21 protein-coding genes and 1 tRNA gene are annotated in these 23,921 nt (G+C 35.9%); 13 read left to right on the top strand and 9 right to left on the bottom strand.

Going from position 1 to position 23,921, the window contains the following annotated elements:
* The first annotated feature begins 25 nt into the window (after window positions 1-25).
* Window positions 26-577 (top strand): hypothetical protein, encoded by a 552-nt coding sequence (locus R2Q77_RS14115; protein WP_316804374.1) that lies wholly within the window; start codon window positions 26-28, stop codon window positions 575-577.
* Between the two features lie 87 nt (window positions 578-664).
* Here the strand turns inward: R2Q77_RS14115 and R2Q77_RS14110 are convergent, their stop codons facing one another.
* Entirely contained in the window at window positions 665-1,336 is a 672-nt protein-coding gene (locus R2Q77_RS14110) for a LytR/AlgR family response regulator transcription factor (protein ID WP_316804373.1), read from the bottom strand.
* 281 nt (window positions 1,337-1,617) lie between these two features.
* Between R2Q77_RS14110 and R2Q77_RS21045 the strand changes: the two genes are divergently transcribed.
* The 4 genes from R2Q77_RS21045 to R2Q77_RS14095 all read left to right on the top strand — a co-directional run bounded on the left by R2Q77_RS21045 (window position 1,618) and on the right by R2Q77_RS14095 (window position 3,696).
* A complete protein-coding gene (locus tag R2Q77_RS21045) occupies window positions 1,618-1,842 on the top strand; it encodes a helix-turn-helix domain-containing protein (protein ID WP_410479286.1) in 225 nt (74 codons plus the stop codon).
* Between the two features lie 296 nt (window positions 1,843-2,138).
* A complete protein-coding gene (locus R2Q77_RS14105) occupies window positions 2,139-2,438 on the top strand; it encodes a hypothetical protein (protein WP_316804372.1) in 300 nt (99 codons plus the stop codon).
* Window positions 2,439-2,529: 91 nt separating this feature from the next.
* Entirely contained in the window at window positions 2,530-3,294 is a 765-nt protein-coding gene (locus tag R2Q77_RS14100) for a methyltransferase domain-containing protein (protein ID WP_316804371.1), read from the top strand.
* 69 nt (window positions 3,295-3,363) lie between these two features.
* On the top strand, window positions 3,364-3,696 hold the full coding sequence (locus R2Q77_RS14095) for a DMT family transporter (protein ID WP_316804370.1): 333 nt from the start codon (window positions 3,364-3,366) through the stop codon (window positions 3,694-3,696).
* Here the strand turns inward: R2Q77_RS14095 and R2Q77_RS14090 are convergent, their stop codons facing one another.
* The 5 genes from R2Q77_RS14090 to R2Q77_RS14070 form a co-directional block, all read right to left on the bottom strand.
* Complete coding sequence (locus tag R2Q77_RS14090) at window positions 3,697-4,716, bottom strand: S41 family peptidase (protein ID WP_316804369.1); 1,020 nt, start codon at window positions 4,714-4,716, stop codon at window positions 3,697-3,699. It lies immediately after the preceding gene.
* 54 nt (window positions 4,717-4,770) lie between these two features.
* On the bottom strand, window positions 4,771-5,343 hold the full coding sequence (locus R2Q77_RS14085; protein WP_316804368.1) for a pentapeptide repeat-containing protein: 573 nt from the start codon (window positions 5,341-5,343) through the stop codon (window positions 4,771-4,773).
* Window positions 5,344-5,420: 77 nt separating this feature from the next.
* Window positions 5,421-6,875 (bottom strand): aminoacyl-histidine dipeptidase, encoded by a 1,455-nt coding sequence (locus tag R2Q77_RS14080; protein WP_316804367.1) that lies wholly within the window; start codon window positions 6,873-6,875, stop codon window positions 5,421-5,423.
* Between the two features lie 174 nt (window positions 6,876-7,049).
* A complete protein-coding gene (locus tag R2Q77_RS14075) occupies window positions 7,050-8,231 on the bottom strand; it encodes an AIR synthase related protein (RefSeq protein ID WP_316804366.1) in 1,182 nt (393 codons plus the stop codon).
* Between the two features lie 480 nt (window positions 8,232-8,711).
* The gene (locus tag R2Q77_RS14070) at window positions 8,712-10,886 is read right to left on the bottom strand and encodes a glutamine synthetase III (protein ID WP_316804365.1); all 2,175 of its coding nucleotides are present in this window, start codon (window positions 10,884-10,886) and stop codon (window positions 8,712-8,714) included.
* A gap of 204 nt (window positions 10,887-11,090) precedes the next feature.
* Here R2Q77_RS14070 and R2Q77_RS14065 point away from each other — a divergent pair, with 204 nt between their 5' ends.
* Complete coding sequence (locus tag R2Q77_RS14065) at window positions 11,091-11,936, top strand: TonB family protein (RefSeq protein ID WP_316804364.1); 846 nt, start codon at window positions 11,091-11,093, stop codon at window positions 11,934-11,936.
* 76 nt (window positions 11,937-12,012) lie between these two features.
* On the opposite strand, the gene R2Q77_RS14060 is transcribed toward R2Q77_RS14065, so the two are convergent.
* Window positions 12,013-13,488 (bottom strand): TlpA disulfide reductase family protein, encoded by a 1,476-nt coding sequence (locus R2Q77_RS14060; protein ID WP_316804363.1) that lies wholly within the window; start codon window positions 13,486-13,488, stop codon window positions 12,013-12,015.
* A 118-nt stretch (window positions 13,489-13,606) separates the two neighbouring features.
* Window positions 13,607-17,386 carry a phosphoribosylformylglycinamidine synthase gene (gene purL, locus R2Q77_RS14055; RefSeq protein WP_316804362.1) on the bottom strand — a complete coding sequence of 1,260 codons (3,780 nt, stop codon included), beginning with the start codon at window positions 17,384-17,386 and terminating at the stop codon, window positions 13,607-13,609.
* 182 nt (window positions 17,387-17,568) lie between these two features.
* On the opposite strand from purL, the gene R2Q77_RS14050 reads away from it, so the two are divergent.
* From R2Q77_RS14050 to fbp, 5 genes are all read left to right on the top strand, one after another.
* On the top strand, window positions 17,569-17,952 hold the full coding sequence (locus tag R2Q77_RS14050; RefSeq protein WP_316804361.1) for a VOC family protein: 384 nt from the start codon (window positions 17,569-17,571) through the stop codon (window positions 17,950-17,952).
* Window positions 17,953-17,955: 3 nt separating this feature from the next.
* A complete protein-coding gene (locus R2Q77_RS14045; RefSeq protein WP_316804360.1) occupies window positions 17,956-18,660 on the top strand; it encodes a tRNA1(Val) (adenine(37)-N6)-methyltransferase in 705 nt (234 codons plus the stop codon).
* A gap of 101 nt (window positions 18,661-18,761) precedes the next feature.
* Window positions 18,762-20,561: a serine hydrolase gene (locus R2Q77_RS14040; protein ID WP_316804359.1), complete on the top strand. Its 1,800-nt coding sequence runs from the start codon at window positions 18,762-18,764 to the stop codon at window positions 20,559-20,561.
* 6 nt (window positions 20,562-20,567) lie between these two features.
* On the top strand, window positions 20,568-21,059 hold the full coding sequence (locus R2Q77_RS14035; RefSeq protein ID WP_316804358.1) for a metallophosphoesterase family protein: 492 nt from the start codon (window positions 20,568-20,570) through the stop codon (window positions 21,057-21,059).
* A 19-nt stretch (window positions 21,060-21,078) separates the two neighbouring features.
* Window positions 21,079-22,158 carry a class 1 fructose-bisphosphatase gene (gene fbp / locus R2Q77_RS14030; protein WP_410479285.1) on the top strand — a complete coding sequence of 360 codons (1,080 nt, stop codon included), beginning with the start codon at window positions 21,079-21,081 and terminating at the stop codon, window positions 22,156-22,158.
* Window positions 22,159-22,217: 59 nt separating this feature from the next.
* Here the strand turns inward: fbp and rnhA are convergent, their stop codons facing one another.
* Window positions 22,218-22,691: a ribonuclease HI gene (rnhA, locus tag R2Q77_RS14025; protein ID WP_316804357.1), complete on the bottom strand. Its 474-nt coding sequence runs from the start codon at window positions 22,689-22,691 to the stop codon at window positions 22,218-22,220.
* Window positions 22,692-22,864: 173 nt separating this feature from the next.
* On the opposite strand from rnhA, the gene R2Q77_RS14020 reads away from it, so the two are divergent.
* Together R2Q77_RS14020 and R2Q77_RS14015 are read left to right on the top strand one after the other, a co-directional pair.
* Window positions 22,865-22,938, top strand: a tRNA-His gene (locus R2Q77_RS14020).
* Window positions 22,939-23,269: 331 nt separating this feature from the next.
* Window positions 23,270-23,854: an RNA polymerase sigma-70 factor gene (locus R2Q77_RS14015; RefSeq protein ID WP_316804356.1), complete on the top strand. Its 585-nt coding sequence runs from the start codon at window positions 23,270-23,272 to the stop codon at window positions 23,852-23,854.
* Window positions 23,855-23,921: the final 67 nt, after the last annotated feature.

Raw genomic sequence — 23,921 nt, 5'->3', positions numbered from 1 at the left:
CGGTTCGGAATTAAAATAAAAAAATATGAAAAAATTAATATCAAAATTTACGGTCTTAGCGAGTCTTGTTGTATTATCAATGAGTGCTTGCAAAAAAGATCCAAATGCTGAAAAAGAAGTTACAGGTACTGGTGCTACAACCTTCGAATTAGCTAAGGGAGCGGCCATTTCAGCAAATGGTACTACAGGAGCAAGCCTGGTAACAATAAATGCTATTGTGGGAGAAGCTATTGCAACAAACAAAGCAATTGCCAGACTTGAAGTTTATGTTTTAAAAGGAACTACCAGTTCTTCAAGCAAAGTTTTACTTAAAGGTTATGATAATGTGGCTTTAGCAGCCTCGTCTACTACTGATCCTGTGGTTACAGCTATTGGTGCTTATGGAAATGCTGCAAATGTTATTTGGGGATTAAAATTTACTTATCCTTTAAGCAGCTTTGTAGGCTTAACCAATCCTACCACCACTAAAACCACTGGTTCTACAAGTGTTATTTTTACTTTAAAGAATGCTGCCGGAACAGTTATAGCTGAATATACGGCTACAACTGCTGAATATGGTTTGAAACTTTCAAATTAATTTTCAGAAAGCGTATTAGATAAAAAAGCAAGGCTTTAGGCCTTGCTTTTTTTGTATAGCCCCAAATTTATTTTGGGGCTTTTCATTTCAACATTGTTCATAAACTTCACCAATACAGATCTCTATTCCGTTTTTTAGCTTTATCCCAGCCTCAGAAAAGTGTGCAACATAATTTAAGTTAACCAGGTAATTATCCATCCTTAAAAAGCGCAGGTCGTTTCTAAACGCTTTTAGCACATCACTAAAATATACATGTATACTGAGCTTTTTCGCTTTGGTAACTACTGAAATAAACCCTTCTGTACTTTGAATCAAAATAATATCTGCTTTTATTAACCGATCAAAACTCCCTTTTTTTTCTCTTTCAATAAATAGATTATCATCGCCGTTAATTTGATAGGGGTAGGCAAGCTGATGGATAGTGTTGGTTAATTTAAGCTGGTTTACAGGTTTAAGTAAGTAATGATCTGCACCTACCTGGTAGGCCTTTAATGCATAATGTAAATGAGAAGTGGTGAAAATAATGAACTTTACTTTACTTCTTAATTTTTTTACAAGCTCCAGGCCAGAAAGATCGGGCATTTTAACAGCTGTAAAAAGAAAATGAATGTCATCTTCTTCATTAATTTCGAAGAGCGCTTTTACAGCACTGGTATAGCTTTTAATAATGGTTAGCAAAGGATTGTGTTCAATTAATCCTGTTAAGCTATCAAGCGAACCTTGGTCACTATCTATAATGACACACCGTAATTTTTTCATAACATCTGTATAACAGTAATTCTTTACATCATTTCAATTAAAATTTCTCTTCGTTTATTCTTTAATAATTAGTCATCAATTAGAAAGGTATTTTGCCTCACCTACGCTTGAACGATCATTAATAGCCAATTTGTAGGATAATATTTTTTTAAATGAAATTATATGTACACATAAGCTGTAGTATAAATGTACATATTTTTTTTAAAAAGCGGTCTTTAGTGACCGCGGAATTTTTATATAATCTGAACACTTTGCTTAACTAAAAAAGTTAGGCCAGATTGATGTCAGAGAAGGATTATACATATATTCAGAAACAATTTGGAGATAATCTTCAGAGAATTAGGCACAGCAAGGGCTTAAGTCTCCGCGCGCTTGCGGCAAATTGTGACATTGATGACAGCAAGATTTCTAAAATTGAGAATGGAAAATTTAACATTAAACTTTCTACAATCATTGAACTCGCTAAGGGATTAGAGGTTAGTCCTACAGTTCTTCTTGATTTTTAAGGTAATTAGTGTATTAAAATATTTACTTCTTTATTCTTTCCTTCTTATTAATTGTTATACATTAGATTTATCAAAAATGATTCTAACCCATTTTTGTAAATTTTTTTTCATTCCCTTTTGATAATCAATCCCGCTGGTCTGCAGTATTGCAAAGGCCCGTACATTATTAATCATCCCTAAAATGGTTTAATAATTATCTTAAACCCCGAAAATTTAATGTAGGTAAAAATCTTTAATCTTCGGATGATGGAATTTTAAGTGCTCATTTTTTCTAGGGATTTGGTTAACGCAAAACAATGAAGAAATTTTTAATGTTGTGTGCAGTTTTATGCGTACAGAAACTGGCTTTTGGCCAAAAGGTTTTTCAATCAGGAAATTATGAGGGGCAAAAGCAAAAGAATTACCTGGAAATTAGTGGTGTTTTAAAAGAAAAATACAAAAATAAAGGTTTTTATTGGTTTAGTTTACAACGTAAGGATGATGTTTGTATCGTAAATATCGTAGATACCATGTTTTATAACCAAGCCATGCCCAATACAGCAGTAACTTTAAAGCAGTGTTTTATACTGAATAGCAGGCAGTGGAAAAGAAAATAGACTTGAATTTTTAAGGTTAATGGGTATAACTTTTTAATTGCAAAAACACATTCGATTATTTTAAGTTATATAATTGATTAACTTGAAATTTATGGGATGGAATCCGGAAGTATATAATAAATTTAAAGAAGAGCGCTACGAGCCTTTTTATGATTTGCAGGCTTTAATAGAAATAAAACCTGGTTTAAAAGTAATTGATCTTGGTTGCGGAACAGGGGAGTTGACACATAAACTTTCTCAGTATTTACCTGCATGTACTATTTTGGGTATAGATTCATCTGCCGAAATGCTGCAGTCTGCAAAAGAATTTGCAAATGATCAGGTTCAATTTGAACTAACGAGTATACAGTCTAAAATAGAAGCCAATAGTCGTTATGATTTAATTTTTTCGAATGCAGCTCTGCAATGGTTAAATCATCATGAAATATTGTTTCCCTCCATTATTAAGCGTTTAAATCCTGGAGGTCAGCTGGCTGTGCAGATTCCTTCTAATCACGATCATTTTACACATCTTGCCTTAACAAATTTAGCTGCCACCGAACCATATTTTACAGCACTTAAAGGTTGGGCAAGATCTGTTTCTGTTTTAAAAATTGATGATTATTCGAAGATTTTTTATGAGAATAATAGCCAAAAGATGGTTGTTTTTGAAAAGGTATATGCTCATGTATTACAAGATGCAGCAGCTGTATTTAACTGGACTTCTGGTACGGCTTTAATCAGGTACTTAGAGCGATTGCCCGAGCATTTGCGAGATAATTTTAAAGCAGATTATAAACTTAAAATTGAAAAGGAATATCCGTCAAGCCCGGTTTTTTATCCTTTCAAACGCATTCTTATGTCAGGATTTTTTTAAATGGAATAATTTTTATCCAATACTTTTCAAATTGATTAATTTTAGAACTTAAGTTTATCTTCTGAAATAATGAAAAATTATCTTTTTTTAGCCTTTGCAATCTTATTTGAAATACTTGGAACAACTGCATTAAAATATTCTGAACAATTTACCAAAATTACCTATAGCATTGCTACAGTTTTGGCATATGCAGCTGCATTTTACTTTTTAAGTTTAACCTTGCGGACCATACCTGTTGGCATTGCCTATGCCATTTGGTCGGGCGTTGGCATTGTACTTATTACCATAATCGGGATTGTTGCTTTTAAACAAGTTCCTGATTTGCCTGCCATTATTGGGCTGGTATTAATTATAGCGGGTGTTATTATTATTAATTTGTTTTCTAAAACAGCTTCTCATTAATTACCGGTTCTTTTTTAACCATTTTATAGCCTCCGTAATTTTTTTGTCTTCGGTTAACTTTTCGAAATTATCTCCACCTTCAACCAATATGGCGGGTTTTAAGTTTACGGGATATATTTCTCCATTTCTATCAACCGGATAATCTACAGCTAAATTAAGTCCGGCATCTTTATTAATTTCAAAACCCAGGTTTGTAGTGGTGTAACCCGCGCTATTTTCACCGATTAAAATACTTTTTTTTCTGCCTATTGTAGAAATAGCTGTCATTTCTCCTGAACTTGCCGTATAACCCGCAATTAATACAGCTATCGGAATATCTTTTTTTAGCGGATAACCCTCGTATTTAACATTGGTAACTTTAATTGAATCAACATAAAAGGTGCCGTCTTTAATTATCCAGGTTCCTTGGGGAACGTTATCTGCGTTTATAAAACCACCTACTTTACCCTCTCCAATAAAATCTGTTAGTCCGGCAATCATTGGATACATATTGCCGCCATCATTTACCCTTAAATCTATTATCCAGCCTTTAATGTTTTTATCATTAACCTTTGCAATTGCATTTTTTATTGATTTACTAATGCTATCCATCAATTGCCCCCTGAAATCGCTGTTACCTGGTACTAATAAATACCCAATAGCTGAGCCAATTTTTTCTGAACGGACTTCTTTATATTGTTTTGAAGCTTTTTTAATCGCCTCACTGGCTATAATTGGTGTTTTTCCATTCCATCCGTAAGTTTTACCTTTAAATTTTAAACTGCCGTGATGATCATCAATCTGCTCGAAAATATAGCGATACAACGGAAGTATATCTTCATATGTTTTTGCCCCCGATGCTTTATGGTAAATCTGACTTCTTAAAATCTCCCAATTTACTTTTTTACTATTTAATGCATGCTTTTGGATAATATTAAGGCTGCTGTCTAAAAAGTTTTTTACACTGTCGGCCATTGGCTCTTGTGCCATTAAATTGAATGACGAAAGAAGCAGTAAGAGCATTAAAAGATATTTATTCATAATTGCAGGACGATATTTTTACAGCTTAAGGTTGCACATACTCTGAAATATATATTAACTTGTAATGATAATATCGTATTTGTTTAAAAGACCGCTAATTCCAGCTTGTGAGAACCGGGCTTTTTTAATTCTATTTTGTTCCGGATCAATGCTGTAATTATAAGCGGTACGGAAGTCTGTTTTTTCTAATATTGTATTTTGAAAAGTAGCCTGTGATAAATCACAATGATCGAACGTTGCCCCATTTAAATCAGATTCAGTAAAGTCTACTTCATCCAGTTTTGTATTGAAAAAGGAGGTTTTTTTTAATTTAACTCTATAAAAAGTAGAATGTGTTAACATGCAGCGATCTGTCGAGATTGAAAAGCCGAAATCATTGCAGTTTTCAAAATGTAGCCCAAGCATTTTGCATTCTTTAAACTTTACATCCCTAAAAGCCGTTTTTGTAAGTTTGACTAAGCTGAGGTTGCAGCCTATAAAATCACAGTCGGTAAAGGTATTGCCAGACAAATCAGCGTTTGAAAAATTACAGTTTAAAAATGTGCAACGATCGTATTGTGCTTGCGGAAATGGTGTTGCCGAGAAATCTAATTTATCGTAAGTTTGGTCTTCTATATCGTTTTGCATAAAGCTATTTGTTCAGTAGAAACGGGGGCTGGAAATTAAAAAAGTATGCCCGTTTTATCCAGGCATACTAAGAAAATTTATTTAACAGGGATTTCTCGAAGCACGTGAATCAGGTAGTTGTAGAATTTATCAACTGAGGCAACGTTTACGCGTTCATCCGGTGAGTGTGCTCCACGAATGGTAGGGCCAAAGGAAATCATATCCATTTCAGGGAAATAAGAGCCTAAGATGCCACACTCCAAACCCGCATGGCATGCACCTACATGCGGCGTATGCTCAAAATGATCAGGGTATAACTTTAGCATTAACTTAAGTATGGCCGAATCAGCGTCAGGTTTCCAGCCAGGATAATCTCCATTCTGAACAATTTCACAGCCAATGTTTTCGAAAGCAGATTTAACTGCAGTAGCAACATCTTCTTTGGTGCTTTCTACACTGCTGCGTTGAAGAGACTGCGTTATAAATGTACCCTCTTTAATGCTTACTTTGGCGAGGTTGGTGGACGCTTCTACTAAATTTTCTATATCCGGACTCATTCTGAAAACACCATTTGGCGTAGCATATATCGCCCTTAAAATTTTAGGGAAGTAATCAGGGTCTACTATTAATGAGGGGGTTTCTATTGAAATACAATCAATAGTTAAACCAGTTTCTATAGTTTTATATTCTTCTTTAAGAACCGCTGAAAATAAACCGAAAGATTTTAAAAAATCATCTTTTTCAGCTTCAGGGAGTGTAATTATAGCAACAGATTCTCTTGGGATAGCATTCCGCAAGCTCCCGCCATCCAAACTGGAAAGCTGAATGTTAACAAACTGTTTTACTTTGTATAATAAACGGTTCATTAATTTATTTGCATTAGCCCTTCCACGGTGAATATCCATGCCCGAATGGCCGCCCATTAAACCTTTAATCTTAACTTGAAAGGCAACAGAATCGCTTTCAACAGGAACTTCTTTGTATTGTGCTTTTGTATTGGTATCCAGGCCACCAGCACAGCCAATGGTTAATTCGTCTTCTTCTTCTGTATCCAGGTTTAAAAGAATTTTGCCAGTAAAATTAGCTGGATCTAATTCTTTGGCGCCGGTCATTCCGGTTTCTTCATCAATGGTAAACATAGCTTCAATTGCAGGATGTTGAATGTCTTTAGAAGACAGGACCGACATAATTGCCGCTACACCAATACCATTATCGGCACCAAGTGTTGTTCCTTTTGCTTTTACCCACTCACCATCAATATACATATCTATGCCCTGGGTTTCAAAATCGAAGATTGTGTCACCATTTTTTTGGTGTACCATATCCAAATGTGATTGCATTACAACCGTTTGGCGATTTTCCATTCCTGCCGTTGCAGGCTTTTTAATCACAACATTTCCAATGGAATCTTTTATTGTTTCAAGACCTAAGCTTTTTCCATAATTTAATATAAACTCTATTACGCGCGCCTCTTTTTTTGAAGCTCGTGGTACAGCATTCAGATTGATGAAATTCTCCCATAATAGTTTCGGAGATAAATCTTTTAATTCCATTTAGTATTGCTTAAATATAATTGTTAAGATATTTTGAGACGTAAAGTTACTATTTACCTGAGCGGATATAATGGAATTTCGAATCTTTTTAAGGAGAAATTCCTGAAAGGCTTAAATAAAAAAAATGCGGTTAATTTTATTAAACCGCATTTCAATATTTTTTCGAAATTATATTTAATTGTAAATAAAAGTTCCCTTTTCGCTTTCAATCGTTACTTGCTTTTGATTGCCTTTTTCTACGCGCCCAATAATTTTTGCGTCAATGTTAAAGCTTTTAGAAATCTGGATAATGCTTTCTGCAATTTCCTGAGGTATGTATAACTCCATGCGATGACCCATATTAAAAACTTTGTACATTTCTTTCCAATCTGTACCCGATTCTTCCTGGATTAACTGAAATAGGGGAGGAACAGGGAATAAATTATCTTTAATGACATGAATATCATCATTAACAAAATGCAATACTTTGGTTTGGGCACCTCCGCTACAATGTACTATGCCATCTATTTGGCTACGGTGCTGATCTAATATTTTTTTAATTACCGGTGCATAAGTACGGGTTGGTGATAAAACCAATTTACCTGCAGTAATTTTGCCAAAACCTTCAACTTCAATTTCATCAGTTAGTTTTTTTTTACCAGAAAATACCAAGTCGAAAGGAACAGCAGGATCGAAACTTTCAGGGTAAGCATTTGCTACAGATTTGTTAAACACATCATGACGGGCAGAAGTTAAACCATTAGAGCCCATTCCTCCGTTGTATTCAGTTTCGTAAGTGGCCTGGCCATAAGAAGCCAAAGCAACAATTACATTTCCAGGTTTAATATTATCATTGCTGATGATGTCTTCGCGTTTTAAACGACAAGTTACTGTTGAATCTACAATAATCGTTCTTACTAAGTCGCCAACATCGGCAGTTTCTCCACCAGTAGAATAAATAGAAATGCCTTGCTCACGTAAATCGGCTAAAATTTCTTCCGTTCCGTTAATTACTGCTGCAATGACTTCTCCGGGGATTAAATTTTTATTACGGCCAATAGTTGATGACAACAGGATGTTATCAGTAGCACCTACGCAGATTAAATCATCAAGATTCATGATAATGGCATCTTGCGCAATTCCTTTCCAAATGGAAATATCTCCGGTTTCTTTCCAGTAAACATAGGCTAAAGATGATTTTGTACCTGCACCATCTGCATGCATGATGTTGCAGTAGTTTTCATCACCGCCTAAAATATCAGGAACGATTTTGCAAAATGCTTTAGGGAATATTCCTTTATCTATGTTTTTGATGGCATTATGCACATCTTCTTTGGAGGCAGAAACCCCGCGTTGATTGTACCTGTTATCACTCATGTTGGCGCAAAGATAAGGTTTTAAGGGGATATGGGAAATGTAAAACGTACGATGAACTAAGTAAATTTTTATTTTTTGAACGCGTGATTGGAATTGATAAATGGGATTGCTTTTTCTTAAAATATTTGACCACCTAAGGTCTCTGGGTACACCTAAGGTATTTTGTTCTTGGAGTCGTCGGCCTAAATTTATTCCGAGGTATTTCCCGAATGTTTTTTTGCTGGTAGCAGTTGTATTTTTCTTAGAATATTTGACCACCTAAGACACCTGAGTACACCTAAGGTATTTTGTTCTTGGAGCCGTCGCCCTAAATTTATTTTGTGGTCTATCTTGAATTTGGTTTTTTTTGTTTTTAACGGTAGAAAAGGGATTGAGGAAGCCAACCACACCCGGTGGCATTTAAGTTTGTTGTTAACATCACAAAAAAGGGCGTAAAGTTAAACCTTACGCCCTGTGCTATAAATCTTAATGACTTAAATCTTATTTCAAGAATAATAACTCTCTGAATTTTGGTAAAGGCCAAACGCTGTCGTCAACAATTTGCTCCAGCTTATCAGCATGGTAACGAATGGTATCGAAATAGCTTTTAACTTTCTCATCATAAGCAATCGCTTTATCGCGGGTGTCTTCGATTTTGTTGGTTACTTTACGCTCTTCTAACATGGCATCAATATTGGTTTTAACAATATTTAAATGCTCGGCTAATTTGTTAACAATATCTAAAGAAACTTTACTGTCTACACCAATTTCTTTTAGTCCTTTAACATTTTCGATCAAAGTATTTTGGTAAGCAATTGCAGCAGGAATAATCGCGGTATTGGCTACTTCGCCCATTACGCGTGCTTCGATTTGCAGTTTTTTGTAGAAATTCTCTAACATGATTTCATGGCGGGCATGGATTTCACGTTTGCTGTAAACATTTGTAGCTGCAAATAAATCGGACGATTTTTCTGATAAATAAGCATCTAATGCCTTAGGGGTTGTTTTGATGTTTGATAAACCACGTACAGCAGCTTCATCTTCCCACTCCTGGCTATAGCCATTACCTTCGAAACGGATATTTTTAGATTCTTTAATGTATTTTTTAATTACAGTTAGTAAAGCGATGTCTTTTTTGTCACCTTTCTTAATTAACTTATCTACATCAGCTTTAAATTTAACCAACTGATCTGCCATAATCGCATTTAATATGGTCATTGGTGCTGAAGAGTTTGCTGATGAACCTACGGCTCTTAACTCAAATTTATTACCGGTGAAGGCGAAAGGAGATGTACGGTTACGATCGGTATTGTCCATCAAAATTTGAGGGATTTTAGGAATGCCTAACCATAAAGCATTGTCTTCTTTGATTTTTTTGCTGATGCGTGAGTGTTCAATCTCATCTAGCACATCATTCAATTGTGAACCTAAGAAGATAGAGATAATTGCAGGTGGCGCTTCGTTAGCTCCTAAACGGTGATCGTTGCTTACAGAAGCAATACTTGCACGTAATAAATCAGCATGCTCACTTACGGCTTTAATTGTATTTACAAAGAAAGCAAGGAACATTAAGTTGTTTTTAGGTGTTTTACCTGGAGCCAATAAGTTTTTACCGGTATCGGTAATTAGCGACCAGTTATTGTGTTTACCTGATCCATTGATGCCTGCATATGGTTTTTCGTGTAATAAAACACGGAAATGGTGACGACGGGCAACTTTTTCCATCAAATCCATCAACAATTGATTGTGATCAATAGCCAGGTTGATTTCTTCATAAATAGGCGCACACTCAAATTGAGAAGGTGCAACCTCATTGTGACGCGTTTTTAAAGGAATGCCTAATTTTAAAGCTTCGTTTTCGAAATCTACCATATAGCTGAAAACGCGCTCAGGAATAGATCCAAAATAATGATCTTCTAATTGTTGTCCTTTAGCAGACATGTGACCGAATAAAGCACGGCCTGTTAAAGCTAAATCGGGACGGGCATTAAATAAAGACTCGTCAACTAAAAAATATTCTTGTTCAATACCTAAAGAGGCATTTACTTTAGTGATGCTTTTATCAAAATACTGACAAACATCAACAGCAGCTTTATCTAATGCGGCTAATGCTTTTAATAATGGTGCTTTATAATCTAATGCCTCGCCGGTATAAGATACAAAAACAGTAGGAATACAAAGCGTTTTACCGGCTTTGCTTTCCATAATGAATGCTGGAGAAGAAGGATCCCATGCAGTATAACCACGAGCTTCGAAAGTATTGCGAATACCCCCGTTAGGAAAGCTGGATGCGTCTGGTTCTTGCTGAACTAAAGCACTACCGGCAAATTTCTCAATGGCACCATCACCGCTTGGCTCAAAAAATGAATCATGCTTTTCTGCAGTAGTACCTGTTAATGGCTGAAACCAGTGCGTATAATGTGTTGCTCCGGCGCTCATTGCCCAAGCTTTCATAGCTGTAGCAATCTGATTAGCGTCGTCAGAATTGATTAATTCACCTTGGTTAATAGATGAAATTAATTTTTCATACACGTCTTTAGATAAGAAATCTCTCATTTTTCTCTTATCAAAAACATTTGAGCCAAAAAAGTCAGAAATTTTTGCTGCTGGTGATTTAACTTCTGGTGAAATTCTGTTTTGAGCCTCTTTTAATGCGATGGTTCTTAAGCTTTTCATTAATTTATTAAGTTTTTTTGTCAAAAATAGTATATTTTATTAATTTTTATAAGGTGAAATGTTAAAAATCGTCAATTTTATTGAAAATGAAATAAAAAAATGTTTTTCAGATGAAAAATTTCATTTTTTGTAAATAATATAGATTTTTTTAAAGTTTTATGGAATTGATGATTTTCTTACATCATGGTATAAAACTTAAATACTATGTTCAATTCATCTTTTAACGTATACAAAACCGAGTGGCTCGATCTTGTATTTTCAAACAGAAACAAAAGTTATGGTGCTTACGAATTGAGGTCTAATTCTTCTAAGATCATGACGAAGTCTTTAATCGTTGCAGGTGGTCTTTTTATACTGCTTTTCTTTTCACCAATGATTTACAATAAACTTTTCCCGAAAGCAGTTGAACCTGTGTATGTAGCAAAAGTGGTTGATCTCTCCAATGTGATTCATGAAAATGTTAAGAAAGAGGAGCCGAAGAAAGAAGAACCAAAAAAAGCCGAGCCTGAACAGCCGAAAATTAAGACCGTAAAAATGGTTTCGAACATTGTAGTGACTAAAGATCCGGTTACTGAAGAACCTCCAACCATGAAAGAACTGGAGAAAGCGGTTGTAGGTACTAAAACTCAGGATGGCGAGATAAAACCAAACCTGGTTATAAGTGATACCAAAGAAAAAGGAGAGGGCAATGGGGCTGGTAAAGTAGAGGGTACGGGGGATGGAAATGCAATTTTAGATCCAACCGGTGTGGATGAATATCCTGAATTTGCTGGAGGAATGAATGCCTGGGCAAAATACATACAACGTAATTTAAGGTATCCGTACCAGGCACAGGAAGATAATATACAAGGAAAAGTATTTATCAGTTTCGTGGTAGAAAAAGATGGATCGATAACAGATGTAAAAGTGGTGAGGGGAATTGGCTACGGTTGCGATGAAGAGGCGGCGAAAGTGATTAAAAAATCACCATTGTGGAAACCAGGAAAAAATAAAGGTGTGGCGGTAAGGGTTCGTTATAATTTACCTATAAACTTTACCATTTCCAATTAAAATTTTCAATTAGCGCTCAGTGTAGGGGATGAGAATGAAAAGGTCGGGACTTAACGCCCGACCTTTCATTTAACTTTTATAATTTATAGGAGTCTAATTGTTTAATAAGTTCTTTATTAGATGGTCGTTTAGCATCATTGTCAATAATTTTGCCATCAGGGCCAATTAATATAAATCTAGGAATAGCATTGATTCCGAATTTCTGGATAAAGTCTGACTTAAAATCATTATCTGCCATAAGTTGTGTGCCTTGCAGATTATTTTTTTCTACAAAATTTAGCCATTGTTGTTTTTGAGTTTTTGTATCGACAGATATACTTACAAAGTGAATTTTTTTATCTTTATATTGTTCTTCAATTTTTTTTAAAGATGGAATCTCTGCAATACATGGTGCACACCAAGTTGCCCAAATATCAATGTAAACATATTTTCCTCTAAAGCTTTTTAAACTGACTAATTCTCCTTTGTTATTTACATAATTAAAATCAGGTGCTACTTTATCATTAAGAGTAGCTATCAAATTGTCATAAGATTTTTTTACTTCTAGCTTATGCTTTTCATTTTTTGACTGATTGATAAAAGATTCGTAAATGATTTTTACTTCTGTGGGTATTTTAGCTTTTTTAATGGCGCCGTTGGTATATCTGAAAGCGAAATCTTCTTTAATTCTATTATTACTGATTAAATTATTTAGAATAGAAAGTTTAAGAATATCATCATTTTGAATAGAATCTCTTAGTTTTCGATGTTCAGGAAGATAGGCCATATAATCAATTCGATAACTAATCATATCTACATAGTATTTCGAATTTTTATATAAAACTTCGTTGTTTAAGTCCCAGTCCTCATAAATGGTTTTATTCAGTAATTGTTTTTCTTCTGGTGTTAATTTTTTAGAAAACTGTGCCTGATAGGCTGTTTGAAGTTCTTTTTTGTAATCTGCATTGCGATTGGCAACCGGAATAGATAATATTTTTCGTAAAGCGGCCATTTTGGAAGAATCAAGCCCGTAAAAACGATTATATGCATATAAACAATATCGTTTATCAAATTCTGCTTCCTGTTTTATAAAATCTTTAAAAAATGTATTAGATGATTCTTTAGCACTTAAATTGGACTTTTTTATGTAATCATCAAGTGCTGGAATAAATATAGATGGCTCTGTAAGTAAAGCGGAAAAGCTAACTCCATAGCCGGTATTACCAAAAAACTTGTTTAGGTTAATACCCATTTGTTGTAAAATATTATTTTCAATACTACCGCTTCCTGTGAAAATATATTTCTTATCAATAAAATCGATCTGTGTTTTGTAGTCAGGTTGGATAAAGATTTCATCAATTTCGCCAAAAGAATAAATTCCTGCCGATAACTTGCTTATATCCACCCAAAAATGCCCATTCTTATCGCCCTTAACCTTTAAGTTATAGCCTGTTTTACTACTTAATGTCCAGACGGTATCTCCTAATAAAGGAATTTTTCCGCTTAATTGTGCCTTTGTTTGAAGGGTGATTAGCGCTAATATGCCAATGAATAATATTTTAGGATTTTTCATAACTATTTATCTAGTTAAATGTATGAAAAATTAACTAATTATCTAGTTTAAAATATTTTTTTATTCTTCATTAGTCATAAAAAAAGCCGCTTTATTAAAGCGGCTAGATTTTTTTAGATTATTTCTTTTCAATCCATTTTCGGGCATTTACAAAAGCTTCCATCCAAGGCGATACTTCATCTTTACGGCCTTTTGGATAATTTGCCCAGTGCCACTGAAATAAAGAACGTTCAATATGTGGCATCATCACCAGGTGACGACCCGTTGTGTCGCACATCATGGCGGTATTGTAATCTGATCCGTTAGGGCTTGCAGGATAGCTCTCGTAAGCATATTTGGCTACAATGCTGTATTGATCTTCGCTATAAGGTAAACTGAAACGACCTTCGCCATGCGATACCCAAACGCCTAAAGTATTGCCTGCTAAAGTGGAAAGCATTACTGAATTGTTTTCTGCAATGGTTAAAGAAGTAAAAATACTTTCGTGTTTATGACTTTCGTTATGCAGCATTTTTGGCTTTTCTGAATGGTCTTTATTAATTAAGCCCAACTCAACAAAAAGCTGGCAGCCATTACAAACGCCAACTGAAAGTGTATCAGGGCGGGCAAAGAAGTTTTCTAAAGCTACCTTAGCTTTTTCGTTAAACATAAATGCACCAGCCCAGCCTTTAGCGGATCCCAAAACATCAGAATTAGAGAAACCACCAACCGCACCAATAAACTGGATGTCTTCCAATGTTTCCCTGCCCGAAATTAAATCGGTCATGTGTACATCTTTAACATCAAAACCGGCAAGGTACATCGCATTTGCCAGCTCACGTTCCGAGTTACTGCCTTTTTCGCGGAGTACAGCTGCTTTTGGTCTTGGCTTACTTTGGTCAATTACTGGTTTTTTACCGTCAAACTGAGTAGGGAAGGTGTAATTTAAAGGCTGGTTTTTATAGTGATCAAAACGTTCTTTGGCTTTTACAGGCCCGCTTTGTTTCTGATCTAATAAATAAGAGGTTTTAAACCAAACATCACGTAAATGATCAATATCGAAATTTAAACTGTCTGATTGGTTTTTTAATTTAAGGCTGGCGGTATTGCTTACTTCTCCAATTTTGTGGTAAGCAACTCCATTCTGATTAAGGATGGTTTCAACAGCAGCATCAGCCTGGAAAACAACAGCAATATTTTCGGCAAAAAGGACCTTAACAATATCTTCTTCTACCAATGATGAAAGATCAATATCTGCACCTAAATTGCGATCAGCAAAGCACATTTCCAGTAAAGTGGTAATTAAACCACCGCTGCCTACATCATGCCCGGCCTGTATTTTATCTTCCTTAATTAATTGTTGTAAAGTATTAAAAGCAGTTTTAAATTTGTCAGCATCTTTAACGTCAGGTGTTTCGGTGCCAATCCTGTTTAAAATTTGTGCGAAAGATGATCCTCCAAGCTTGTAAGTATCGTTAGAAAGGTTGATGTAATAAATTGAACCGCCATCTTTCTGAAGAACAGGCTCTACCACTTTGGTAATGTCGTTACAATTACCGCCGGCAGAAATAATAACCGTACCTGGCGCAATTACATCACCATCCTTATATTTCTGTTTCATTGAAAGTGAATCTTTTCCGGTTGGAATGTTGATTCCCAAATCAATTGCAAAATCAGAGCAAGCTTTAACTGCAGCATATAAACGGGCATCTTCACCTTCGTTTTTACAAGCCCACATCCAGTTTGCAGAAAGGGAAACACTTTTCAAACCATCTTTTAAAGGGGCCCAAACAATGTTTGAAAGAGATTCGGCAATGGCATTACGACTTCCGGCCGCTGGATCAATCAAAGCAGAAAGCGGGGCATGTCCAACCGAAGTTGCAATACCTTCTTTACCCTGAAAATCTAAAGCCATTACACCACAATTATTTAAAGGCAATTGCAGTGGGCCGGCATTTTGTTGTTTAGCCACACGGCCACCAACGCAACGGTCTACTTTATTTGTTAACCAATCTTTTGAAGCCACAGCTTCCAGCTGTAAAACTTGTTCTAAATATTCGTTAACTTTTGTTGTATCGTAAGTAACCGGTTGATATTGACGATCAAGGGTTTGATCTTCCATCACAATTTTCGGAGAACTGCCGAACATGTCTTTTAGTTCAAAGTCCATTGGTTTGGCACCTGTGGTGGCCGATTCAAAGGTAAAACGATGATCGCCGGTAACTTTACCTACAGTGTACATTGGAGAACGTTCGCGATCGGCAATTTTTTGTAAAGTACCGATGTGCTCATCGCTAATCACCAATCCCATACGTTCCTGAGATTCGTTGCCAATAATTTCTTTAGCAGAAAGGGTTGGGTCGCCAACAGGAAGTTTATCTAAGTTAATTTTGCCGCCAGTTTCTTCAACCAGTTCAGAAAGGCAGTTTAAGTGCCCACCTGCACCATGATCGTGTATAGATACAATTGTGTTATGATCACTTTCTACCATACCACGCACGGCATTGGCTGCTCTTTTCTGCATTTCGGGGTTTGAGCGCTGGATTGCATTTAATTCAATGCCACTTCCGTGTGCACCGGTATCAGCAGATGAAACGGCTGCTCCACCCATTCCAATCCGGTAGTTTTCACCACCTAATACTACGATGTTATCGCCAGCTGTTGGTTTTTGCTTTTTAGCCTGGCTTGCTTTTCCATAACCAATACCTCCGGCAAGCATAATTACTTTATCGTAACCTAATTTTTGGGTTGCGTTGCGTTTATCGAAATGTTCTTCATGTTCGAAAGTTAAAACCGAACCTGTAATTAAAGGCTGGCCAAATTTATTTCCAAAATCTGTAGCGCCGTTCGATGCCTTAATTAAGATGTCCATTGGTGTTTGATATAACCATTTTCTTTCCTCAACACCTTTTTCCCAGGGACGATTTTCTTCTAAACGAGATAAAGCAGTCATGTAAACAGCGGTTCCGGCCAAAGGTAAAGAACCTTGTCCACCAGCTAACCGATCTCTAATTTCACCACCTGATCCTGTAGCAGCACCATTAAAAGGTTCTACAGTGGTAGGGAAGTTATGTGTTTCTGCCTTTAAAGAGATTACGGATTCGAAATCGCTTAATGCGTAATATTCAGGTACATCGGCACGTTTTGGTGCAAATTGCTGCACTTTCGGGCCTTTAATAAAAGCCACATTATCTTTATAAGCCGAAACAATATCGTTAGGGTTTTCTTCAGATGTTTTACGGATTAACTTAAATAAAGAAGTAGGCTGTTCTACGCCATCTATTACAAAGGTTCCGTTAAAGATTTTATGACGGCAGTGTTCTGAATTTACCTGAGAGAAACCAAATACTTCTGAATCTGTTAAAGCCCTGCCCAGGTTTTTAGAAAGATTATTTAAGTAATCTACTTCTTCATCACTTAAAGAAAGTCCTTCTTGTTTGTTGTAGGCGGCAATGTCTGTTATTTCTAATATTGGTTCAGGTTGAATGTTAATGGTAAAAATGTCCTGATCCAGTTTGTTGTATTTTTGAGAAAGCATCGGATCAAAATCCGTAAAATCTTCATTTACAATTTGAAACTCCTCAATTCTGATTATGCCTTGCATATCCATGTTTTGAGTGATTTCAACAGCATTTGTACTCCATGGAGTAATCATTGCTGCGCGGGGGCCAACAAAGAAATCAGTTAAAACTGTTTCGTTTTGTTTTTTAGCTCCACCGAATAACCATTCTAATTTCGTAATATCAACAGTAGACAGCGCTTGTTCTGTTTGTAAAACAAAAACCGCGTTGGATTGGCTTAAGAAGAAATGAATCATGCTTTTTTTTTGAAGCTGCAAATTTAGCTTTTTTAAATGAAAAATTAGCGTAATGGGGCGATTGAATGAACGAATTTTGAATGATTGAATGTCAAAAAGCATAATTAATAATTGGTAAGATCTATAATTACAGACGGTGTAGATTTTTGACAATTGGTTTTTGAGTTATGGAGATTGAATAAATAATGGAGGGGCAAGAAAGTTAGCCCGAATTTTGATTAAGTGATGGAGATATTTTGCAACTTTGCCTGCGTTATTCAAATCATTAGTCTAAAATTATAAATATGTTTACCCGAATCCATCATATAGCCATTATTTGTGCCGATTATGAAAAATCGAAAGATTTTTATGTAAATAAACTGGGTTTCGAAATATTGGCTGAAGTTTACCGGGCAGAGCGGAAATCTTATAAATTAGATTTGGCCGTTAATGGATTGTATCAGATCGAACTTTTTTCTTTTGAAAATCCGCCCGCACGGCCATCAAGGCCAGAAGCGCAGGGGTTAAGGCATTTAGCCTTTGAAGTTAATGATATTGAAGAGGAGATTGCACGTCTTTCAGCTCATGGAATTGCAACAGAGCCGATTCGTATTGATGAATTTACCGATAAAAAATTTACTTTTTTTACTGATCCGGATGGTTTACCTCTGGAACTTTACGAGGTATAATTTATGGACAATGTTTTTAAGTTTAAGCAGTTCCAGATCGATCAGACGGGTTGTGCTATGAAAGTAAATACCGACGGTGTTTTACTTGGCGCCATGGTAACGCATCAAGCTCCTCTACGTATTTTGGATATTGGAACCGGTACAGGTGTAATTGCCCTGATGCTTGCGCAACGTTTTGTTAATGCTTTGATAGATGCGGTAGAAATAGATGAACTGGCTGCAGAAACCGCACAGAAAAATTTTCAGTTATCCGTTTTTAATAAGCGGTTAACGATACATCATTTGGCTTTTCAGGAATTTGCTGGTCAGCAAAAGTATGATCTGATTGTATCTAATCCTCCTTTTTTTGTGAATGATTTGAAAAATGAAGAACACAGAAAAGGAATAGCAAGGCATGCTGATGTTGATTTTTTTGAAATGCTGCTAAAAAAATCCGCCCACCTTTTGAGTGCCAATGGTAAACTATGGTTAATCCTTCCCGTTAAACAAGCAGATGAAGTTGTAACCAAGGCTCATCGCTTTGATTTGTCGCTTTGTAAAAGGGTTAATCTGCATTCGGATAAAACCAAACCCACCTTCAGGCAGATCATCTGTTTAAGTAAGGGTAATGTGCCGCTAATTGAAACAGATTTTTACATCTACGAATCTTTAAAGCAAAATACACACGAATACAGGCTTTTACTCAAAGATTTTTTTTTAGCATTCTAATAACTTCTCCAGCAGAATCTGTCTTTATTTTCGGCTAATCTTAAATTATCTGATTATCATTTGTAATTTAGGAGGGTACAACTTATCTCAAACAAATTAAAATGAAAAGCCCACTAAGTGCTCTCTTATTATGCCTAATCGCATTATCCTCCTTAGCTCAATCAAAAAAAACAACCGATCCTTTAAAAGGGATAGATACTTTATTTAACCGGATTTTAAAAGATCAGCAGATGGCTGGTTTTGCTGTAGCGATAGTAAAAGGCGATCAGGTAATATATAGTAAAGGTTTTGGTTACCGCGATCTTGAAAATAAAAAACCGGTTACACCTAATACCCTTTTTGCAATAGGCTCGAGCACCAAAGCTTTTACCTCATCATTAATTGGTTTATTGCAAAAAGAAAGAAAATTATCGTTTGATGGCAATGCAGTTTCCTATTTGCCACAGCTGCGTTTTTACAACGATAATATGAATAATCAAATTACCGTGCGCGATTTGATGTGCCACCGTACTGGCCTCTCGCGTTACGATTTGTCCTGGTTTGTTTTTAATACTTCTAATCGCGATAGCATAATACAAAGGGTGCGCTATATGGAGCCTACTGCTGGAGTTCGTGAAAAATGGCAGTACAATAATTTTATGTTTTTAGCGCAGGGTATGATTGTAGAAAAAATGAGCGGTAAAACATGGGAGCAGAATATTAAAGAGAAGTTTTTTGATCCATTGGAAATGAACCGGTCTAATACCAATGTTTTTGAAATGGAAAAAGATGCGGATGCTTCTTTGCCCTATACCGTTAATGATCAGGGCGCAATTGAGAAAACAGATTATTATAATATTGATGGCATGGGCCCTGCGGGCAGCATAAATAGCAGTGTAAACGACATGGCACACTGGTTAAAGGTTTGGATAAATGATGGTAAATATAATGGGAAAGAAATTTTACCGGTTTCTTATATCGTAGAGGCTGCAAGTTCGCAAATGGTGATTAACGGAGGTTTGCCCGGAGAGGATAAAGATATTTTTCTTTCTAATTATGGTTTTGGCTGGATGATTAATTCTTACCGCGGGCATTATATGGTAGAGCATGGTGGTAATATCAATGGTTTCTCAGCAAGTGTGTCTTTTTTTCCTACAGATAAATTAGGGATAGTGATTTTAACGAACCAAAATACGTCTAAAGTTCCCGAAGTTTTATACAGCAGTATTGCTGACAGGATGCTTGGGTTAAAAAACACGGATTGGAACGGTCGGTTAAATAAATCAAAAGCTTTGGTCAAAGAAAGAAAGAAAGTTGCTGATAAAAAGGAGGAATCCGATCATGTTTTAAACACGAAACCTTCTCATCCACTAAAAAATTACGATGGAGCTTTTGAAAACCTTGCTTATGGTACTATAGACGTGGCATTTAAAAACGATTCACTTTTTGCCACTATGGGAAAAGAACGTCTTTTGCTTAGACATTACCATTATGATGTATTCAATATAAGTGGAATAGATAAAGACGGGAAAATAGATACTGCAGTTAGTAATTTGCGATTTAATTTTATCAGTGGCCCGGATGGTAAAATCGAAAGCATTAGTATTCCGCTTGAAGCAGGGATGAAACCCATGATATTTGCATCAAAACAAAAGGTGGTAAGTTTAGATGAGAAAGCTTTAGATAAATACATAGGAGATTATGATAATGGAACAAAAGTATATTTAAAAGGCAAAACTTTATTTGTTTATGTAGTAGGGCAGCCTGAATATGAAACTGTTTCAGTGGGAAATGATACTTTTAATCTAAGAGACTTAAAAGGATATAGTTTGAAATTTGAGGTGAAAGATGGCGATGCCAAAGCTTTATCGATTTCATTTATACAGCCCAACGGAACATTTAAAATGATGAGAAAAAAATAATAATCATTGAAAAAAATAGGATTGATATCAGATACCCACGGTTACTTGGATGATGCGGTATTTAAGCACTTCGAAACTTGTGATGAAATTTGGCATGCCGGAGATTTTGGTCCGGGCGTGGCCGAACCTTTAGCTGCCTTTAAACCATTAAGAGGGGTTTATGGTAATATAGATGATAAAATTATTCGGGCAGAGTTTCCGGAGCATAATCGTTTTATGTGTGAGGGGGTGGATGTTTGGATGACGCATATTGGCGGTTATCCCGGCAGGTACTCTGCGCTGGTTAAGCCAGAAATTTACACTAAGCCGCCTAAATTATTTATAACCGGGCATTCACATATTTTAAAGGTAATGTTTGATGCTAAAATCAAATGTTTGCATATAAACCCCGGTGCGGCTGGTAAACATGGCTGGCATAAAGTTAGAACCTTAATTCGTTTTTGCATAACTGATGAAAATATTCATACCTTAGAGGCCATAGAATTATCGGGTAGATAATGTAAAAAGTACACTAAGTATGATTTGTGGCGTTAAAACATTAGGACAGTTTATTATTGAGAAACAAAGCGATTTTCCTTATGCAAAGGGAGAGCTTTCCAGACTATTGAGAGACATTGGTATTGCAGCGAAAATTGTAAACAGGGAAGTAAATAAGGCTGGATTGGTCGATATTTTAGGAGACGTAGGCACTACAAATATACAGGGAGAGGAGCAAAAGAAGCTTGATGTTTACGCAAATGAACAATTTATTGCAGCCTTAACCAGTGGAGGCGAGTGTTGTATTGTAGCTACCGAAGAGGAAGATGAAATTATCCATATTGAATCTCCGGTATCTCAGAATGCCAAATACATTGTGTGTATCGATCCGCTTGATGGCTCTTCTAATACAGATGTAAATGTTGCTGTAGGTACAATTTTTTCTATTTTTCGCAGAAAATCAATCGAAGGCAAAGCATCAATAAAAGATGTGCTGCAAAGAGGAACAGAGCAAGTTGCTGCAGGTTATATTATTTATGGTTCGTCAACCATGTTGGTTTATACCACCGGAAAAGGCGTAAACGGTTTCACTTTAGATCCCTCTATCGGTGAGTTTTGTTTATCACATCCTCAAATGAAAATTCCGGATACAGGTTATATTTACTCCGTTAATGAAGGAAATTATGTGCATTTTCCAGATGGCGTGAAAAAATACATAAAATATTGCCAGGTGGAAGATGAAGCAACTAAAAGACCTTACACATCCAGGTATATTGGCTCTATGGTTGGCGACATTCACCGCAACCTGATTAAAGGTGGTATTTACATTTACCCAACTACGTCACGTTCTCCAAAAGGAAAATTAAGGCTGTTGTACGAATGCAATCCGATGGCGTTCATTATAGAGCAGGCCGGAGGAAAAGCCACAACAGGTTTTGAAAGAATATTAGAGGTAGAGCCAACAGAATTACACCAAAGGGTACCAATTTTTATTGGGTCTAAAAATATGGTTAATAAAGCTGAAGAAATGATGGCTATTTATACCAATCCAAGCGAATTAAATGCCGATAAGGTAGAAGCAAAGCTTGAAGACCTGGGGATTGTTGGCGGAATAGACTAAAACTATTTAAAAACGCTGAGCATTTTGTAATTAAATGCTCAGCGTTTTACGCTTATTAATTAAAGCAAATTTGCTTTGCTTCGTTCAACTTCAAAAAAGTTATCAATTGCTAAATTCTGTTTATCGTGCGATGCTGCAACAGCCAAACGATCGCAACGTTCATTCTCCGGATGGTCGTTATGGCCTTTAATCCAGGTAAATTTTATTTTGTGCAATTTGTATAATTCCAGAAAACGCATCCAAAGATCTTTGTTCTTTTTGTCTTTGAATCCTTTAGTTACCCAGCCAAATACCCATTTTTTTTCTACAGCATCTACCACATACTTGGAATCAGAATAAACCATTACTTCCTGATTTAAACTTTTTAAAGCTTCCAGGCCTTTAATTACGGCTAACAATTCCATTCGGTTATTGGTGGTCATTCTAAAACCGCCACTTAATTCTTTATAATGCTTGCCTGCTCTTAAAATAGTGCCATAACCACCTGGTCCGGGGTTACCGCTTGCTGCTCCATCGGTATAAATCTCAATCATAAACGCTGCAAATCTAAGTTTTTAGGTTCGTAATAGGGGTTTTTATGTGATTTTAATAAAAAAGTGAAAATTCAAATAATTGAAATATAAGGAATTAAAAAATAATTGCCTGTAAAAGCATATTTTTTTTGCAGGAAATATTAAAAGTTGTACTTTTGTGACACTAAAAAACGGTGGTTGTAGCTCAGTTGGTTAGAGTATTGGTTTGTGGTGCCGAGGGTCGTGGGTTCGAGCCCCATCAGCCACCCCGTAGTGGGCAAAAGATTTTAAATAATCTTTTGCCCCTTTTTTTTGCCTTCCAATTTTTTGTTTTTCAGATAGATAGCCTCAAGGATCTTTAGTCACTCTCACTACAGGGGATGTTGAATTTTTAGAAATAAGATCAAAGACTATTCTTTTTTAAATGTGTTTATATCGGGCTTATAGGGGTTGATATATTTCTAATCATTAATTCGTTGTTAACGTTATAATAGTTTTAGAAGCCAAAATTTAGCAAATATTCCCGTGAGCTAAGTTATTTCGTGCATATATTATTGACATTATATGAAATTTTATACCTTAGAAAAGAAATTCATATCATGATTCCCTATAGTAAATTTCCGGACGAAGAATTGGCTTCCCTTTTAAAGGAGGGAGACAAGGAGGCTTTTGCTGAAATTTACAACCGCTACTGGAAGCTAATCTATGCACATGTTTATAAAATGCTTAGGGATGAAGAAGACTCTAAGGATATTGTGCAGGAGGTTTTCGGGAATTTATGGATTAAGGCAGAATCTATTAAACACAATACCAACATGTCTGGCTTGCTGTATACTTCGGCAAGGAACCGGGTATTTGATCTGATCGAAAAAAACAAAGTGCGAAGTGATTATATTGGAGAAATTGCAAGCTTTATGTCTGATCCTGTAAACCATCAGGTTGATGCGATTGATGAAAAGCGGATATTGGAAATCCTGGAAAGGGAGATTCAGAAATTGCCTCCAAAAATGCGGGAAATCTTCGAGTTAAGTAGAAAAGATAACCTTTCACATAAAGAAATTGCCTCAAAATTGAATATTTCAGAACAAACCGTTAAAAAACAGGTTCAAAATGCCTTAAAAGTTATTAAACCAAAGCTCAATAATATGGGAATTGGAATAGGGATTTTACTGCTTTTACGTTGATTTTAAATTATTTCAAAATTCTTCTACCCCCAACTTTGCGTTCACCCGTTTACCTGTAACTTAACCC

Source organism: Pedobacter nototheniae, assembly GCF_032678625.1.
GTDB lineage: Bacteria > Bacteroidota > Bacteroidia > Sphingobacteriales > Sphingobacteriaceae > Pedobacter > Pedobacter nototheniae_A.
The sequence above is the reverse complement of the archived record's forward strand: the minus strand, read 5'-3'. Positions and strand labels throughout refer to the sequence as shown.

Excerpts from the sequence above, each read along its gene's own strand:
- R2Q77_RS14115 (WP_316804374.1), top strand. The coding sequence starts at position 26 with ATGAAAAAATTAATATCAAAATTTACGGTCTTAGCGAGTCTTGTTGTA.
- R2Q77_RS14110 (WP_316804373.1), bottom strand. The coding sequence starts at position 1,336 with ATGAAAAAATTACGGTGTGTCATTATAGATAGTGACCAAGGTTCGCTT.
- R2Q77_RS21045 (WP_410479286.1), top strand. The coding sequence starts at position 1,618 with ATGTCAGAGAAGGATTATACATATATTCAGAAACAATTTGGAGATAAT.
- R2Q77_RS14105 (WP_316804372.1), top strand. The coding sequence starts at position 2,139 with ATGAAGAAATTTTTAATGTTGTGTGCAGTTTTATGCGTACAGAAACTG.
- R2Q77_RS14100 (WP_316804371.1), top strand. The coding sequence starts at position 2,530 with ATGGGATGGAATCCGGAAGTATATAATAAATTTAAAGAAGAGCGCTAC.
- R2Q77_RS14095 (WP_316804370.1), top strand. The coding sequence starts at position 3,364 with ATGAAAAATTATCTTTTTTTAGCCTTTGCAATCTTATTTGAAATACTT.
- R2Q77_RS14090 (WP_316804369.1), bottom strand. The coding sequence starts at position 4,716 with ATGAATAAATATCTTTTAATGCTCTTACTGCTTCTTTCGTCATTCAAT.
- R2Q77_RS14085 (WP_316804368.1), bottom strand. The coding sequence starts at position 5,343 with ATGCAAAACGATATAGAAGACCAAACTTACGATAAATTAGATTTCTCG.
- R2Q77_RS14080 (WP_316804367.1), bottom strand. The coding sequence starts at position 6,875 with ATGGAATTAAAAGATTTATCTCCGAAACTATTATGGGAGAATTTCATC.
- R2Q77_RS14075 (WP_316804366.1), bottom strand. The coding sequence starts at position 8,231 with ATGAGTGATAACAGGTACAATCAACGCGGGGTTTCTGCCTCCAAAGAA.
- R2Q77_RS14070 (WP_316804365.1), bottom strand. The coding sequence starts at position 10,886 with ATGAAAAGCTTAAGAACCATCGCATTAAAAGAGGCTCAAAACAGAATT.
- R2Q77_RS14065 (WP_316804364.1), top strand. The coding sequence starts at position 11,091 with ATGTTCAATTCATCTTTTAACGTATACAAAACCGAGTGGCTCGATCTT.
- R2Q77_RS14060 (WP_316804363.1), bottom strand. The coding sequence starts at position 13,488 with ATGAAAAATCCTAAAATATTATTCATTGGCATATTAGCGCTAATCACC.
- purL (WP_316804362.1), bottom strand. The coding sequence starts at position 17,386 with ATGCTTTTTGACATTCAATCATTCAAAATTCGTTCATTCAATCGCCCC.
- R2Q77_RS14050 (WP_316804361.1), top strand. The coding sequence starts at position 17,569 with ATGTTTACCCGAATCCATCATATAGCCATTATTTGTGCCGATTATGAA.
- R2Q77_RS14045 (WP_316804360.1), top strand. The coding sequence starts at position 17,956 with ATGGACAATGTTTTTAAGTTTAAGCAGTTCCAGATCGATCAGACGGGT.
- R2Q77_RS14040 (WP_316804359.1), top strand. The coding sequence starts at position 18,762 with ATGAAAAGCCCACTAAGTGCTCTCTTATTATGCCTAATCGCATTATCC.
- fbp (WP_410479285.1), top strand. The coding sequence starts at position 21,079 with ATGATTTGTGGCGTTAAAACATTAGGACAGTTTATTATTGAGAAACAA.
- rnhA (WP_316804357.1), bottom strand. The coding sequence starts at position 22,691 with ATGATTGAGATTTATACCGATGGAGCAGCAAGCGGTAACCCCGGACCA.
- R2Q77_RS14015 (WP_316804356.1), top strand. The coding sequence starts at position 23,270 with ATGATTCCCTATAGTAAATTTCCGGACGAAGAATTGGCTTCCCTTTTA.